Genomic DNA, 15,892 nt, shown 5'->3' with positions numbered 1-15,892 from the left:
CCTATTCTGATACTTTTCGGACACGCTTCGAAATCGAGGGGAGGCGCTGCCGAGTTGGTGAAATGATGGAAAGATCCGGACGCCACGTACATGAAATCCGCTACGAACCCGAAGGTTCGTACCCCTACGACCTGGAGGTCTTCCGGGTCTCGGAGCTGCGGCGAAGAACCAGCAAGGAGGGGATGCGCCGAACGTATGGCTACACGTTCTACATGCTGATTCTGGTGACGGAGGGGCGGTGCATCCAGTTGCTGGACTTCGAACCTTGCCCGGGGCAACCCGGGAGCCTGATCGTGGTTCGCCCAGGACAGGCCCATAACTTTGGGGAGAGCGAGGATTGGGACGGCTGGATACTGCTGGTGCGCCCGGAGTTCCTCTGGTCTGCCTCGTCGCGCGAAAGCCGTCCATCGGAGTTTGACATCGAGCGCCTACCGGCGTGCCTTCACCTCGATGCCGAGGGCTTGGAGCGCGCAACATCCGGCATCCAGTGGATGCGGGAGGATGCGGCGCGTCGTGATCCGGGCGGTCTGAGTCAACTGCGGGGAAATCCTGGCTATCCGGCTGAATGGGTCAAGGACATGCAGGCGCATTTGCGCCATGCGTTCTATGCGCTGCTCTCCTGGGTCGTCTTGCCCTACGGTCGCAGGCAACCTGATGACCTGCGCAATCAGCCGACGCTCAGGCGCTTCCATCTGTTCAAGGACCTGGTGGAGCAACATTTCACCGAGTGGAAAGGCATCAGCACTTACGCCGCCGAGATGGGCTGTACGGAGAGAAGCTTGACGAGAGCCGTGCTGGATGCCGAAGGCATCAGTGCCAAGGAATTCGTTTCAAAGCGAGTTGGTCTTGAGGCCAAGCGTCTGCTGATACATACCGATTTGCCCGTCGGGATCATCGCCGACAAGCTCGGGTTCAAGGAGGCCACGCATTTCAGCAAGTTCTTCCGGCGCATGGCCGGATGCACGCCTCAACACTTCCGAATCGCCAACGGGCACCGTAATGTTAAACATTTGCCCGCTTGACAGGAGGCGGACACATGAACACATATGAGGTCGATCTGATGGGGGGCGCCGCCGTCGGCGGCACACGGCGGAGTTCAAGATGGCGGTCATCTTCCAGGCGCATCGAAGCAGCAGGGCCTAGGCGTGGGGGGCCTCTGGCCAACCGGGCTGCAGCATCTCAGGCGTCGTCGCCCTTGAACCGTTTCAGGCCCTTGAAGATCAGCGGAGCGACCAGCGCGAACAACGCCAGCGCCAACAGCGTGGCAGAGCCCGTCCAGGTGTTCGCGAATCTTGACGCGAAGTTGAAGAAAGCTCTGTGGGAAGGCGGACGCAAGGCATCAATCAGTGGGAGCAGGGCGCGTGCGGCCGGACTGCCTCGATCCTCGGAGAGTATTTCCCGTCGCCTAAGTGAAGGTAGGCTGCTCCCCATAGCAGTACTCTTCGTGGTGGGCGCGGTCACTGATCCGGCGAATGCGTATCCTGTCCGGGGGGCGCAAGGAAAGGCTTCATGGACCTGATGATTCTGGTGATGAAGGGGCGGAGCCCGATATTGCAGCCGTTGCGTGCGGCCGGCTTCTCGCGCGTCCGAAAAGGATTTGCTGATACGGATAAATCAGATGAGCAAGACTTTGGCTGTCTGGTTCTACTTCCCTCGGCGTTCGGATTTACACCTCTGGAGATTGATCATGATCAAACGTTCCGAAATCTTTGACTACGCCAAAAAGAAGTACAACGCCAAGCCCGATTACCCCTTCGAAAAGTACCGCAGCTATGCCGTCCTCCGCCATTCGGATGATGACAAATGGTTCGGGCTTGTGATGAACGTCTCGAGAGACAAGTTGGGCTTGAAAGGCGAAGGCGAGGTCGATGTCCTTGACATCAAATGCCACCCGGCGAATGTCGATGACCTCAAGACCAGACCCGGCTTTCGGCCGGCCTATCACATGAACAAGGAACACTGGCTCACCGTCGTTCTCGACGGCTCGGTATCGAAGGAAGAGATCTTTTCCCTTCTCGATGAGAGCTATGACCTCACGAAATAGTTCGCTGACGCAGGGCCACCCGGGCAGCGTCGCCCTTTGGAGGGGCCGGCACGTCGGTCCACGTCCCATCTAGCCAGGAACTCATCATGAAAACGATGCGAGCAATCGTCCTGTCCAAAGCCGGGCCAATCGAAAACCTCATTCTGGAGGAGCGTCCCGTCCCGGAAATCAAACCCGGCTGGGTGCGGATCCGGATCCGGGCCTTCGGGGTCAATGAATCCGAAGTCACCACCCGCAAAGGTCTGTCCTCCCCCGATGTGACCTTGCCGCGCATTCCCGGAATCGAGTGCGTCGGCGAGGTTGATGAAGCGCCCGCTGACAGCGATCTGAAGCCGAGACAAAAGGTCGCCACCATGATGGGCGGCATGGGGCGTTTGTTTGATGGCTCCTATGCCGAGTATGTCGTGGTGCCGGTCGGCCAAGTCATTCCGTTCGAGACGGCTCTGCCATGGGATGTCGTCGGCGCCTTGCCGGAAATGTTCCAGACTGCCTATGGATCGCTGACCACAGGGCTTGATCTGAAGGCGGGCCAAACGCTGCTGATCCGGGGCGGCACCTCCACGGTGGGATTGTCGGCCGCGACCATTGCTGAGGCCATGGGCGCCACCGTGATTGCCACGACACGCAATTCTGAACGGGCCGAAATGCTACGCAAGGTCGGCGTCCGCCATGTGGTCGTCGATGGCGGGAACATCGCCGAGGCCGTGCGCAAGATCTTTCCCGAGGGCGTCGATGCCGCACTGGAGCTGGTCGGCTGTGGCGTTCTGGCCGACACACTGAAGGCGGTCCGCGTTCATGGAACCACCTGCTTTACCGGGGCTGTGGGCGACCAATGGACGATCCCCGAGTTCGACCCTTTCTCCATCATTCCGTTCGGCGTCCGGCTGACGTGCTATGGCGGCGATGCGACGGATCTTCCTGCCGACGTGTTCAACAGCCAGCTTGAAGCCATCGCTGCGGGACGGATGAAAGTCAGCGTCGCCAAAGTCTACCGAGGGCTGGAAGGCGTGCGCGATGCGCAATCCGATCTGGAGGCCGGTCACACGCCCGGCAAGCATGTCGTCGTGCTCGACTGACGACCGCGAATCAGTTCATCTTTCCATTACCCCCTCCTGTGACAGGGAAGGGGTGACCATCCCATTGCTCCCATCTGGGATCAGGGATAGGTGGAATCCAACACATTGGAGGCAACTCATTCGCGGACGTTGAGTGCCGGGACCTTTGCAAAGGCATCGGCGATGAAATCCATGAACACGATGGCCCGCTTCGGAAGAAGTCTGTTCGCCACATAAACGATCTGTATGGGCACGGGCGGGTTGGCATATTCCGTCAACAGCAATTGCAGATTGCCGTTCTTCAGCCCTTCCTCGAACAGCCATTCCGGCCCGTACCCGACGCCCAGCCCCGCGTTGACAGATTCGCGCGCAGCCTCGGGGGAGCTGACCCGAAGCCTGCCGGTGACCGGAACCTCGGTATCCCGGAAACGCCAGGTAGCACCGGACGACAGCAGGGTGTAGATCACGCAATCGTGCCCGCGCAGGTCATCGGGCGTGCTGGGCACTCCGCGCTGAGCCAGATATTTCTTGCTGGCAACGCACACGCGCTCGAACAAACCGATGCGGCGCGCGCGCAGTGCGCTGTCTGCCAGGTGTCCGATCCGGATCGCGAGTTCAGCCCCTTCGTCGATCAGATTGACATATCGGTCGTTGGTCTGGAGGTCCAGCGTCAATCCTGGGTAGCGCTCCAGAAAGGCGGGCACATGCGGCAACACAAATGCATAGCTCAGCGCGGTCGGACAGGCAACGCGCAGCAATCCGGACGGGTCCACGTTTTTCTTGAACGACGACTCCGACTCGTGCACGGCGTCAAGGATTCGCCGCACCTCCGCGTAGTAGCGCTCTCCCTCCGGCGTGAGGGCGAGCTTGCGCGTTGATCGATGCAGCAGCCGCGTTTGCAAATGGTCTTCCAGTGCCGCCACGTACCGGCTGACGTTCGGTTGTCCCAAGCCCAGGTCGCGCCCCGCGGCGGAAAAGCTGCCCGTCTCCACGGCGCGAGCGAAGCAATTCATCAACAGAAATCGGTCCACGGTGACATTCCAATTCATGCATTAACGGAATGAATTTTATGCAAAAACAGGAACTTATTTAAATTCAGGCATGAGTGCATAGTTCATCCCACGGCAGGTCAGCCAATGTTGGTTGGCCACGAACACCTAAGGAAAACTTCATGTCCCGCTTGCAAGGCAAACGTACTCTCATCACCGGCGGCACCAGCGGCATCGGCCTCGAAACGGCCAAGCAATTCCTCGCCGAAGGCGCGCGTGTGATCGTCACCGGCGTCAATCCCGATTCCCTCGCCAAGGCGCAGGCGGAATTGGGCAGCGAAGTGCTGGTGCTGCGCGCCGATTCAGCCAGCGTGGCCGCGCAGAAGGAGCTGGCGCAAGCCGTCCAGGCTCATTACGGCCAACTCGACATCGCCTTCCTCAACGCCGGCGTATCCGTCTGGATGCCGATCGAAGCGTGGACGGAAGAAGCGTTCGATCGCTCGTTCGACATCAACGTCAAGGGGCCGTACTTCCTGATCCAGGCTTTGCTGCCTGTGTTCGCGAGCCCTGCATCGGTGGTGCTCAATACGTCCATCAACGCGCACGTCGGCGCGGAGCGTTCGTCGGTCTATGCCGCAACCAAGGCCGCATTTCTGAACATGTCGAAGACGCTTTCGAGCGAACTGCTTCGGCGCAGCATTCGCTTCAACGCTGTCAGCCCCGGCCCGGTCGAGACGCCGCTGTACGACAAGCTCGGCATTCCCGATGCCTATCGCGCGCAGGCCAACAAGGACATCGCCGCAACCATTCCGTTCGGACGCTTCGGCACGCCGGAAGAGGTTGCCAAGGCGGTGCTGTACCTGGCTTCGGACGAGTCCCGATGGACGGTCGGCTCCGAAATCATCGTCGACGGCGGCCGCACGCTCAACGGCTGACTGCAATCCACACTCAAAAAGAACTCTTTCATGAACACGCTTTCCACATCCGCGCAGACCATCGAATCCCGCAAAAGTGCGCTGATCCTCATCGAATATCAGAACGACTGGGTGGCATCCACCGGCAGCATCAATCCTCAATTCCAGGATCGCAAGCAGTTCGACGATGCGGTCGTGAATTCCAGGAAAGTGCTCGCCGAGGCCCGGCGTCGCAACCTGGAGGTGATCCACGTCGCCATGGTGCTGGAGCCGGGCTACAAGGCAATGGGCCAGGGCAAGTATGGTCTTCGCAGCATGATCCCCGCCTACAAATCCTTCCTCGGCGAGCAGACGGAATTCTTCGCAGGCTTCGAGCCAGTTGCCGGTGAGCATGTGATCACCGAGCGCACCGGCGGCAGCAGTGCCTTTGCAGCCACCACGCTGGACAGCTACTTGCGCAACAACAGGATCGAAGACATCTACCTGATGGGCTTTGCCTTGCGCCAGTGCGTGGAATCGACGCTGCGCAACGCGCACGACCTTGGCTACCACACCAACGTCATCTACGACGCGTCTGCGGCCTTCACGCAGGAGCAGCAGGCCTCGTTCCTGACGGACATCTTGCCTTTCTACGGCAATGCGGTCTCGACCCAAGAGTTCTTGAAGTCGTAAAACCAAACGACTCCGCCACGCGACCGCCCCCATCCGTGGGGGCCTTGTTTTTACTGGGGTTCTTCCAATGTCACAAACACAGTTGACACTCATCAGTCATCCCCTCTGCCCCTTCGTCCAGCGTGTCGCCATCGTGTTGCACGAAAAAGGGATCGCCTTCGAGCGGGTCAATGTCGATCTTCACGACAAGCCAGACTGGTTTCTCGCCATTTCTCCAACGGGCAAGGTTCCTTTGCTCAAGGTTTTGCACGCCGACGGGCGCGAGTCCGTTCTGTTCGAAAGCGTCGCTATCTGCGAATACTTCGAGGATCTGCAACCCAGTCCGGCATTGCATCCGCAGGATGCGCTGCTTCGTGCACAACATCGTGCGTGGATCGAATTCGCTTCTGCTGCGTTGTCGGATGCATGGGGCCTTCTGAACGCCACCGACCATGAGACAGCCAGTGCCAAAGCTGCTGCCTTCAGGAAGAAACTGGAACGGTTCGAGGGCGAGATGTTGGACGGCCCTTACTTCGCCGGAAAAAGCTTCAGCGTGGTGGATGCCGTCATGGCCCCGGTCTTTCGCTACTTCGACATCCTCGACTTCGACTTCGAGCCCACCCATCATGTGTTTGATGGGCTGAAACGGGTAGCAAACTGGCGTCACGCCTTGGCTCGGCGTCCGAGCATCCAGGCCGCCGTCGCGCAAGACTATGCAGGCCGGCTTCGCGAGCACTTGAAGGAAAAGGAAGCGCTTCTGGCGGCTGTATAGAGGGGGCGCCGATTGTTTCAAGGACGACGCACTGTTTGCGTCGGACTTCGCAAAGCTGTCGTACATGGAACATGATGCGTGACAACGCTTCAAGCGCCTGCCTTGCAGGCCCGTATGGGCCGATGCCTTGGCGGTACATCGTGTCCAGGCTGGTGGACACGTTGATGATCCGACCCTAACCACGGCGCACCATGTCTGGAGCAAAGAGACTGCTCAGCAGTTGGGCGTCAAAAATATTCACGCGCATCACGTCCAGCCGGAGGTCGTCTTGCGTGGTCCAGAGCCTAGGTTTCGCGACCAGCAAAACGGTCAATGTCTCCGGCTTCTAGCGCAATGGTCAGCGCCAGGATGTCGCCGATGCTGGTCGTGCTGATGGTGGCGTGACCCAGGTTGTCGCGGACCACTTTCAGGTCGACTTTTCGCTCAGATGGCTTCGTGCGATATGGCGAATCCAGTGCGTCGACGCCTGCTCTAGATGGGCTGCTGCAGCTTCGAAATCCGGACCGCGCAACCGCAGCGCGGCCGCTGCCGCATGCATCACCCCCTTGACGACTTCGTGGATGCCGCTTCGCGCCATTGACCTGTTCGGCGCGATCAGCGTCCTTACCGGCGGCGTGTCTTCGCCGTCCAGCGGGGGCGGACTCAAAGCATGGGCTTTGCTAGAACGCAAACGCCACCCGCCGACATACTCGCCGTGAATGCTGGAGGTTGTTGGGCCTTGGTGGCTGCATCCCAAGCACTCTCGGAATCAACTGGCTGACTACTCGATCTTGATGTCACGCTCCTTGACGAGCTTGGACCACTTGGCAGTCTCGCTGTCGATGAACTCTGCAAACTCCTTGGAAGAACCTCCGCCCAACTCATTGCTCTGCGCCACGATGCGGCCTTTGACATCCGGATGGTCAATCGCCTTGATAAAGGCAGCGTGCAGCTTGGCCACAATCGCCGGAGGCGTTCCCTTCGGCGCAACGTAGCCCATCCAGTTCGACACCAGCACCTGTGGGTAGCCGGCCTCGGCAAAGGTAGGCACGTCGGGCATCGTCGAAAGCCGCTTCGCGGAGGTGACTGCGATGGGGCGGATCTTGCCGGCCTGGATCGACGGAATCGCAGCGCCGGTCTGCTCGAACATCAGATCGACCTGCCCGGCCAACAACGCCGTAGAAGCGGGACCGCCGCCTTTGAACGGTACACCGACCATGTCGATGCCGGCAGCGCTTTCGAAGAGCTCGGCTGAAAGGTGGTGCGCGCCGCCAGGCCCGGCATTCGCGATGTTCAGTCCGCCCGGCTTGGCCTTTGCGGCGGCCACCACGTCCTTGACGGTCTTGTAGGGCTTGTCCACGGGTGCGGTCAGAACCAGCGGACTCTTCTCCAGCAACACGATCGGCACAAAGCTTTTCGGGTCGTAGTTCACCTTCGGATAGATCGACGGGTTGACCGCCAGCGGGCCGAAGCTGCCCATGCCGATGGTGTAGCCGTCTGGTGCCGCGCGCGAGACCATCTCGATGCCGATGTTGCCGCTCGCGCCCGGCCGGTTGTCGATGATCACGGGCTTGCCAAGAATAGCGGCCATCTGCAGCGCGACCAAGCGCGTCTTGACGTCGGTGTTCCCGCCCGCGGCGAAGGGCACGATGATGGTGATGGCCTTGGTCGGATAGTCGCCGGCCGCAGCCTGCGCATACGCGCCGGAGTGCAGGCTGGCGCCCAGCGTGAGCGATGCCACCGTGCCGGCGAAGATTCTGTTGAATGGGAATTGCATTTTTGTCTCCTTGTGAATGAACTTCGAAATCGTTCGAGCGACCGTCGCGCTCAGCTGCTGACCGTCTCCGCCGCAGCGTCCTCGGTCCGGCTGGCATAGGACAGCCGCATGAAAATCGTCATGAGGAACGCGACGACGAGCAGCGCGCTCAGGAAGATCAGGCCCGTCGTGGCGCTGCGGCCCGTGCCCTTGATGAGCCCGATGGCATAGGGCCCGACGAAGCCGCCGAGGTTGCCGATCGAGTTGATGACCGCGATCGAGATCGCCGCCGTCGAGCGGCTCAGAAACAGCGTGGGCAGTGCCCAGAACGGCGACTTGAACGCATACAGTCCGGCCAGTGCCACGCTGATGAGCGCCACGGCGGCAAACGGACTGCCGACCAAGCCCGCGCCGGTGAGCGCGACAGCTGCCACAGCCAGCGGAATGGCCGAGTGCAGCTTGCGTTCGTCGCGGCGGTCGGAGCTGCGCGACCACGCCACCATGGCGATGGTGGCAATGATGTAAGGCACCATCGCGATGAAGCCGATCTGCGTGTGGCTCAGCTTGTCGGAGAAGCCCTTGATGATCTGCGGCATCCAGTAGCCCACGCCCAGACTGCCGCACTGATAGACGAAATAGATGAACGACAGGTAGAGCACCTTGCCATTGCCGATCGCCTGCATCACCGACAGGTGCTTGACGTTCTTCTTCGACTGGCGGTCGCGCTCCAGTTCTACCAGCAGCCATTCCTTCTCTTCGGACGTGAGCCACTTTGCCTGGTCGGGCCGATCGGTCAGGCGCAGGAAGCACACCACGCCGAAGATCACCGCCGGAATGCCTTCGAGGAACAGCATCCAGCGCCAGCCGCTCCAGCCGAACCACTGGATGTGGTCCATGATCAGCGTGCTGAGCGGCGCGCCGATGATGTACGACACTGGAATGGCTGCGGTGAACAGCGCCACCGTGGTCGCGAGCTCCTTGGAGCGGAACCAGTACGTCAGGTACACGATGATCCCGGGGAAGAAGCCGGCCTCTGCCACGCCCAGCAGGAAGCGCAGGATGTAGAGCTGGGTGGCGTTCTGCACGAAGGCCGAGAGCGCCGCCAGCAGGCCCCAGCTGATCAGGATGCGCGCGATCCACACGCGCGCGCCGTACTTGTTCAGCATCACGTTGCTCGGCACCTCGAAGAGGAAGTAGCCGATGAAGAAAATGCCCGAGACGAAGCCGAAGGCCTCGCTGCTCAAGGCCAGTTCGGCATTCATCTGCAGCGCCGCATAGCCGATGTTCGCGCGGTCGAGGTACGAGATGATGTAGAGCAGGAAGACAAAAGGAATGATGCGCAGCGTGATCTTGCGCACCGTCGCTTTTTCCTGCGCCGGCGTGAACGGGACTGGCGTTGCGGCGCTCATGACGAGAACACCATGCAGACCGGGCTTCCCGTGCGCACCGAGGCGCCTGTGGGTGCCAGTGTTCCGGCAACCGGATCCACGGCCAGCGTGACGATGGAGTCGCTGTCTTCGTTGAGCGCGAACATGAAGCGCCCGTCGGGTGTCGCCGTCATGAAGCGCGGTGTCTTGCCCTGCGTCGGTGGCGCGCCGATGAACTTCAGCGCACCGGTGGCCGGGTCGACGCTGAACACGGCAATGCTGTCGTAGCCGCGGTTCGACGCATACACGAAGCGCCCGGGCGCATCGATCTGGATTTCCGAAGCACGGCTGTTGCCCGTGAAGCTCTCGGGCAGCGACGACACGATCTGGAAGGGTTGCAGTGCGCCGGTGGCAGGCGTCACGCGGTAGGCGGTAACGGTCGAGTCCAGTTCGTTCACGACATAGGCCAATGGGGCGGCGGGATGGAACGCGATGTGGCGCGGACCGGCGGTCTCGCGTGTGCTCACGAACGGCACGGCGGCCGGCACCAGCTTGCCCTGGTCGAAGCGGAAGCTGAAGACGCGGTCGAGGCCCTTGTCGGGAACGATCACGAAGCGGCCGCTCGGGTCGAAGGGATTGAAGTGCGGCTTGGCCTGCTTCTGCTCGATGCGGTGCGGACCGATGGGCCCTTCGAGCTTCACCAGCTGCGTGAGCTCACCGAGCGAGCCGTCCTCGCGCACGGGCAGCACCGCCAGGCTCGCGCCGATGTGGTTGGAGACGACCATGAAGCGCCCGCTCGGGTCGAGCGCAAGGTGCACCGGGTTCTTGCCCTGCGTGCTCTGCCGGTTCAGGAATTCGACGAGGCCGGTGCGACGGTCGACCTTGAACGCGCTGACCTCGCTCTCATCGCCATGCACCGTGTAGAGGAATTCGCCGTCGCGGCTGAGCGCGAGAAATGAAGGGTTGACGAGATTGCCGACAAGGTCGATGGGCGCGAGCGTGCCGCGTTCGGTGTCGACCTTGAAGATGCTGATGCCGTCGCCGCGCGCATTGCGCTCGCGGGTGGTCCGGCTTCCGACGTAGGCGTACATGGATTTTCCTGGGGTGTTGGCGGAGGTTCCGGCGATGCCGGGACGGGTGCTGACGCACCCGGCGAGCGGGCCGAGCAGGGCCGCGCCGCCGAGGGCTGCGCCGTACCCGAGCAAGTGCCGGCGGTGGGCATCTGCGGGAAAGGCGCGGGGGAACGAGTTGCTTTCGAGGGGCACGGGAGCTTTCGGGCGGGTCTGAGGGTTTGCACTTAATTGCATTTTATGAATGACAAATGCAAAATCAAACCTATGGAAAACACCAATACGACCGTGATCCGGCGGATCAGCGTCGGAAGTCGCTCGCTGTGTGCGGTCGATCTACCGGCCATCTGCGGCGCGCGATTGCACCAAATGCCCGTGGTCTTGCGGCTGCTGACGGAAAACGTCGCGCGCAACATGGAAGGCGCGGAAAGAGAAGCGGCGCTCGCTGCGTTGCTGGCCTGGGCAGACACCGGTACGAGCGACGCCGAGATCGCCTATCAACCAGGCCGCGTGCTGATGCACGACACCACCAGCACGCCGGCGCTGGTCGACCTGGCCGCCATGCGCGACACGCTCGCCGAGGCTGGCGTGGACCCGGCGGTGCTGAACTCCAGCCTGCCGGTGGATGTGTCGGTGGACCACTCGCTGGCGGTAGAGGCCTTCGCGCGCGGCGATGCGCCCGCGCTGAACATGGCGCTTGAAATCCGCCGCAATGCCGAGCGCTATTCGTTCCTGCGCTGGGCCTCGAAGGTGCTGCGCGGCGTGCGCATCAACCCGCCGGGCACGGGGATCATGCACACCATCAACCTGGAGCAGCTCGCCACGGTGGTGACGACCGAGGAGCGGGAGGGCACCACCTGGGTCGTGCCGGACATGATGATCGGCACCGACAGCCACACGCCGATGGTGAACGGCATCGGCGTGCTGGGCTGGGGCGTGGGCGGGCTCGAAGCGCAGACCGTGATGTTCGGCATGCCGACGATGCTGCGCGTTCCGGACGTGATCGGCGTGCGGCTCACGGGCGCGCTGCGCGCTGGAGTGACGGCCACCGACCTCGCGCTGACCGTGACGCAGCGCCTGCGTGCCATCGGTGTGTCGGGTGAGTTCGTGGAGTTCTACGGGCCCGGCGTCTCGACGCTCGGCGCGGGCGAGCGCAGCGTGGTTGCCAACATGGCGCCCGAATACGGTGCGACGACCGGGTTCTTTCCTGTGGACCAGCACACCGTGGACTACCTGCTTTCCACCGGCAGATCCGCGGCGCACGCGGCCATGGTCGCAGGCTACACGCAGGCAACCGGCCTGTGGTTCGACCCGTCGGCGCAGCCGCGCTACACGCGCAGCATCGACATCGACCTGGATGTGATCGGCATGCACATCGCGGGGCCACGCCGGCCGCAGGACTTGCTGGCGTTCGGTGAAGCCGCCTCGACGCTGGCGGCGCTGAACTTTCGGCCGAAGGCGGCGCACGCGACGATGCCGCGCCATCCCGTCGCGGTGGCGGCCATCACGAGCTGCACCAACACCTCCGACCCGCGCCTGCTGGTGGCAGCAGGCCTGGTGGCCCGCAAGGCACGCGCCTTCGGGCTGAAGGCGCCCCCCTGGGTGAAGACCTCGACCGCGCCCGGCTCGCCGGCCGCCGCCGCCTACCTGGACCGCGCCGGCCTTGCCGCAGACCTGTCGGCCGTCGGCTTCGACATCGTCGGTTTCGGCTGCACGACATGCATCGGCAATTCCGGCCCGCTGCTGCCATCGATTCAGGAAGCGCTGGCTGCGGGCGCGATCCATCCCGTCGCCGTGCTGTCTGGCAACCGCAACTTTCCAGGCCGCGTGCATCCCGACCTGGACCTTGGTTTCCTCATGTCGCCGCCGCTGGTCATTGTGTTCGGCCTGGCCGGCGATGCCGAGCGGAACTTCAGCGTCGATCCAGTGCAGATCGCCGCCGACGGCACGCCGGTCTATCTCATGGATCTGTGGCCCTCGCGTGATGAAGTCGACCAGGCGCTGCGGCAATCGCAGGACCCGGCCGACTACCGAAGCGCCTTCGCCCTGGCCAGCGCAAACCCGCTGTGGCACGACCTGGAATCTCCCGCATCGGCGCTGTACCCGTGGGACCCGAAATCGACCGCGCTGCGCCGCCCGCCCTTCGCTGCAGCCACTGAAGGCAGCCTGCTCGGCGCGTACGCCGCCCACCCGCTGCTGGTGGTCGGCGACGACATCACGACCGACCACATCTCGCCAGCCAGCGCGATTCCCAAGGACAGCCTCGTGGCCGACTTCCTGGTGGCGCGGGGCGACGACCGCAACGACCTGAACGTCTTCGCCTCGCGCCGCGGCAACTGGGAAGTGATGGTGCGCGCAGCCTTCCACAGCAAGACGCTGAAGAATCTGCTGGCTCCCGGTGCGCCAGTCGCACACACGGTGCACGTGCCAAGCGGCGACGTCGTGCCCCTGGTGGAGGCGGCGCGGCGCTACAGGGATGCTGGCGAATCGGTGGTGCTCGTCGCCGGCGAACGCTACGGCACGGGTTCGTCGCGCGACTGGGCCGCCAAGGGCCAGCGCCTGCTGGGCATCCGCGCCGTGCTGGCCAACAGCTTCGAGCGCATCCACCGCTCGAACCTCGTCGGTATGGGCGTGCTGCCGTTGCGCATGCCGGCGGGCATGACACCGTTCACGCTGGACCTCCAGCCCGGCGACGTCATCGAGGTCGACGCCAGGCCGGAGCACATCGCGCCGCGCGGCCCTGTTCGCGTCTCGATCCGCCGCCGCGACGGCCGCAACGGCCGCGTCGATACCTTCGAGGCCACCGCTGCCGTCGAGACGCAACTGGAGGTCTCGCTGCTGCGCGCCGGCGGCGTGATCCCCTCGACGCTGAACAAGATGATCGCCACGCACGCACCCCATCGTTTGGTGACCGGGGCAAAGTGATGAAAATCGTGGTCATGCGGCCCGAACAATCCATCACCACCCAGATCCTTGGCTTGATTGAATCCGACGACATGAAGGCCGGGGCCCACATGCGTGCCCAGCCGCTGGCTGATAGGCTGCGCGTGTCGCGCTCGCCCGTGAACGACGCGCTGTCGTTCCTTGCAGAGAAGGGCGTGCTGGTGCGCCAGCCCAACCGCGGCTACTTTCTTGTCGAGCCCTTGAGCGAGTCGGTCGAAGCCACGGCACGCCGGCTGGGGCTGGAAGACTCCGACACCGTCACCGAGGTTTACTTCCGCATTGCGGACGATCGGCTGAGTGGGGCATTGCCCGGGGAGTTCACCGAGGTGATGCTCAAGCAGCGCTACGGCCTCACGCCCGCTCAGCTCAACGCGGTGCTGGCGCGCATCGCCAGTGAAGGGTGGGCCGAGAGGAAACCGGGCTACGGCTGGGAGTTCTCGTCGATGTTGACCACGGCGGACAGCCTGCTGCAGTCGTACCGCCTGCGCCTTGCGCTGGAGCCGGCCGCGCTGCTTGAGCCGGGCTACCACCTCGCACCCGGCGTCATCGCACGCTGCCGCGCCGCGGAACTGCACCTGCTCAACGGCGGCATCGAAACCGACACCGCCGACCAGATGCACGACCGCGGCGTGCGTTTTCATGAATCGGTCGTCGAAGGCTGCGGCAATGCCTTCTTCATCGACACCATCCGGCGCGTCAACCGCGTGCGGCGTCTGCTGTCCTACCGGTCGATGAAGGACCGCAGCCGCTACAAGGAACACTGCCAGCAGCACCTGCACCTTCTGGATCTGATCGAGCGGGGCCACAACGACGATGCGTCCAAAGCCATGCAGGACCACTTGTCGAGCACGCTGCGAAATCTCAAGAAGATCACCGGCATCTTGAAGAGCTGAGAACACCCATGTCCCCTGAAATCGTCAAAGCCCTTGCACCCTCCGGCGTCCTGCGCGCATCGATCAACCTGGGCAATCCAATCCTGGCGAACCGGGATGCCGCCACTGGCGAGCCCGTTGGCGTGTCGGTCGATTTGGCGCGTGCGTTGGGCGAACGGCTGGGGGTTCCGGTCGAACTCGTCATGTTCGACGCGGCAGGCAAATCGGTGGAAGCGGTCGTTGCAGAGCGCACGGACATCGGCTTCTTCGCGATCGACCCCGTCCGCGGGGCGGACGTTGCATTCACTGCGGCCTATGTGCTGATCGAAGGCAGCTACCTCGTGCGCGAAGCCTCGCCGCTGGCGCGCAACGAAGAGGTGGATCGACTGGGCATATCCGTGGCCGTTGGCAAAGGCAGCGCCTACGACCTCTACCTGACACGCGAGCTGCAACACGCGCAGATCGTTCGCGCGGCCACATCGCCCACCGTGGTCGATACCTTCATGGTGCAGCAGCTGGATGTCGCTGCCGGCGTGAAGCAGCAACTCGAAGCAGACCAGAAGAAGCATGCCGGCCTTCGACTCCTGCCTGGGCGTTTCATGGTGATCCAGCAGGCGATGGGAACTCCCAAGTCGCGTGGCGCCGATGCCGCGAAGGCGCTGACTGCGTTCGTCGAAGAAATGAAGGCCAGTGGCATCGTGGCCGACGCGTTGCTTCGACACGGAATACAAGGGGCGTCGGTGGCCCCCGGCATCAACTAGCAGACTCGATCCAATTCAACATGGCGGCAGGTCTGGAAGCGCGGCCAACGACCGCTAACAGTCTATTGTGTTGAAAAACTCGTCCACGGTATTTCAGGCACGTCTTCGGGGCGCTCGTGTAGATGGGCTACTGCACCGGCGTCGATCTCGAGTTGTTGCTCGCTGCATCAAAGCGCCTGCCGAGGTTGATTGGTCACGACATTCCGAGCCAGGTTGTCAAGGTCGGGCGTCGGCTCGACCTGCATCCAGTAGCTGCCGATTTCGCCCATACGTGAGCGCGCGATGGCACGGGGCGCCTGAGATTTTTCAACAAGACGAGAGGGCGCTTCCTGAGTCGAGGAAGGCCATGGTTGTCGATCGTGGGCGTGTACGGGCCGACCTTCAATGCGATACCAATCAGAAACGCGGTCAACAAGGGCCTCACGCTGCGCATAAACCAGGCGAGCGAGAAGCGCGATTTACCGCGGCCCATCGAACACATCTAGGCGGAGCGCACCCGGCCGAGCCAAATCATCGCGCATCGCATCGACCTGTGCGACGTCACGATGCCTGTTCTCCAGCAAGCTGGACAACTTGCATCAAGACGGTGCTCGTGCCGCCTTCGGCGCCGTCCGGCTGACGCGCGACGACCATCTTGCATGGCAAGCAAGTGCGACGAACCTTTGCTTCGCCCCGCTCGTGGGCAAGGCGGGCCTTCGCAGCCACGATGCACCGCGGAG

Annotated in this window: 16 protein-coding genes and 1 pseudogene; 11 read left to right on the top strand and 6 right to left on the bottom strand. The window is 62.8% G+C overall.

Going from position 1 to position 15,892, the window contains the following annotated elements:
* The first annotated feature begins 62 nt into the window (after positions 1-62).
* Positions 63-1,022 carry an AraC family transcriptional regulator gene (locus tag M2282_RS00320; protein WP_280806824.1) on the top strand — a complete coding sequence of 320 codons (960 nt, stop codon included), beginning with the start codon at positions 63-65 and terminating at the stop codon, positions 1,020-1,022.
* Between the two features lie 157 nt (positions 1,023-1,179).
* Here M2282_RS00320 and M2282_RS00315 read toward each other — a convergent pair whose 3' ends face one another.
* Positions 1,180-1,335: a hypothetical protein gene (locus tag M2282_RS00315; RefSeq protein ID WP_280806823.1), complete on the bottom strand. Its 156-nt coding sequence runs from the start codon at positions 1,333-1,335 to the stop codon at positions 1,180-1,182.
* A gap of 174 nt (positions 1,336-1,509) precedes the next feature.
* Between M2282_RS00315 and M2282_RS00310 the strand changes: the two genes are divergently transcribed.
* The 3 genes from M2282_RS00310 (at position 1,510) to M2282_RS00300 (ending at position 3,120) form a co-directional block, all read left to right on the top strand.
* Positions 1,510-1,713: a hypothetical protein gene (locus tag M2282_RS00310; protein ID WP_280806822.1), complete on the top strand. Its 204-nt coding sequence runs from the start codon at positions 1,510-1,512 to the stop codon at positions 1,711-1,713.
* Positions 1,688-2,044: an MmcQ/YjbR family DNA-binding protein gene (locus M2282_RS00305; RefSeq protein ID WP_280806821.1), complete on the top strand. Its 357-nt coding sequence runs from the start codon at positions 1,688-1,690 to the stop codon at positions 2,042-2,044. Before M2282_RS00310 ends, M2282_RS00305 begins: the two co-directional genes overlap by 26 nt.
* Before the next feature lie 86 nt (positions 2,045-2,130).
* Positions 2,131-3,120: a zinc-binding dehydrogenase gene (locus tag M2282_RS00300; RefSeq protein ID WP_280806820.1), complete on the top strand. Its 990-nt coding sequence runs from the start codon at positions 2,131-2,133 to the stop codon at positions 3,118-3,120.
* 116 nt (positions 3,121-3,236) lie between these two features.
* On the opposite strand, the gene M2282_RS00295 is transcribed toward M2282_RS00300, so the two are convergent.
* Positions 3,237-4,148, bottom strand: coding sequence for a LysR family transcriptional regulator (locus tag M2282_RS00295; protein WP_280806819.1), 912 nt, complete (start codon positions 4,146-4,148; stop codon positions 3,237-3,239).
* 122 nt (positions 4,149-4,270) lie between these two features.
* Between M2282_RS00295 and M2282_RS00290 the strand changes: the two genes are divergently transcribed.
* From M2282_RS00290 to M2282_RS00280, 3 genes are all read left to right on the top strand, one after another.
* On the top strand, positions 4,271-5,023 hold the full coding sequence (locus tag M2282_RS00290; protein ID WP_280806818.1) for an SDR family oxidoreductase: 753 nt from the start codon (positions 4,271-4,273) through the stop codon (positions 5,021-5,023).
* 30 nt (positions 5,024-5,053) lie between these two features.
* Positions 5,054-5,674, top strand: coding sequence for an isochorismatase family cysteine hydrolase (locus tag M2282_RS00285; protein WP_280806817.1), 621 nt, complete (start codon positions 5,054-5,056; stop codon positions 5,672-5,674).
* A 67-nt stretch (positions 5,675-5,741) separates the two neighbouring features.
* Entirely contained in the window at positions 5,742-6,425 is a 684-nt protein-coding gene (locus M2282_RS00280; RefSeq protein WP_280806816.1) for a glutathione S-transferase family protein, read from the top strand.
* A gap of 406 nt (positions 6,426-6,831) precedes the next feature.
* On the opposite strand, the gene M2282_RS00275 is transcribed toward M2282_RS00280, so the two are convergent.
* From M2282_RS00275 to M2282_RS00260, 4 genes are all read right to left on the bottom strand, one after another.
* Complete coding sequence (locus tag M2282_RS00275) at positions 6,832-7,071, bottom strand: hypothetical protein (RefSeq protein WP_280806815.1); 240 nt, start codon at positions 7,069-7,071, stop codon at positions 6,832-6,834.
* A gap of 114 nt (positions 7,072-7,185) precedes the next feature.
* Positions 7,186-8,181, bottom strand: a complete 996-nt coding sequence (locus tag M2282_RS00270; protein ID WP_280806814.1) for a Bug family tripartite tricarboxylate transporter substrate binding protein — start codon at positions 8,179-8,181, stop codon at positions 7,186-7,188.
* 50 nt (positions 8,182-8,231) lie between these two features.
* Positions 8,232-9,569 carry an MFS transporter gene (locus M2282_RS00265; RefSeq protein WP_280806813.1) on the bottom strand — a complete coding sequence of 446 codons (1,338 nt, stop codon included), beginning with the start codon at positions 9,567-9,569 and terminating at the stop codon, positions 8,232-8,234.
* On the bottom strand, positions 9,566-10,618 hold the full coding sequence (locus tag M2282_RS00260) for a lactonase family protein (RefSeq protein ID WP_280806812.1): 1,053 nt from the start codon (positions 10,616-10,618) through the stop codon (positions 9,566-9,568). Before M2282_RS00260 ends, M2282_RS00265 begins: the two co-directional genes overlap by 4 nt.
* Positions 10,619-10,864: 246 nt before the next feature.
* Here M2282_RS00260 and acnA point away from each other — a divergent pair, with 246 nt between their 5' ends.
* From acnA to M2282_RS00240, 4 genes and pseudogenes are all read left to right on the top strand, one after another.
* Entirely contained in the window at positions 10,865-13,522 is a 2,658-nt protein-coding gene (gene acnA, locus M2282_RS00255; RefSeq protein WP_280806811.1) for an aconitate hydratase AcnA, read from the top strand.
* Between the two features lie 14 nt (positions 13,523-13,536).
* A complete protein-coding gene (locus M2282_RS00250; RefSeq protein WP_280806810.1) occupies positions 13,537-14,433 on the top strand; it encodes a GntR family transcriptional regulator in 897 nt (298 codons plus the stop codon).
* 8 nt (positions 14,434-14,441) lie between these two features.
* Positions 14,442-15,173, top strand: coding sequence for an ABC transporter substrate-binding protein (locus M2282_RS00245; RefSeq protein WP_280806809.1), 732 nt, complete (start codon positions 14,442-14,444; stop codon positions 15,171-15,173).
* A gap of 122 nt (positions 15,174-15,295) precedes the next feature.
* Positions 15,296-15,473: pseudogene (locus M2282_RS00240) on the top strand (hydroxymethylglutaryl-CoA lyase); the annotation flags it as partial.
* Between the last annotated feature and the right edge of the window lie 419 nt (positions 15,474-15,892).

The organism is Variovorax boronicumulans (genome assembly GCF_029892485.1).
In the GTDB taxonomy this organism is placed as follows: Bacteria; Pseudomonadota; Gammaproteobacteria; order Burkholderiales; family Burkholderiaceae_C; genus Variovorax; species Variovorax boronicumulans_B.
This window is presented reverse-complemented; position numbering and strand designations above follow the sequence as displayed.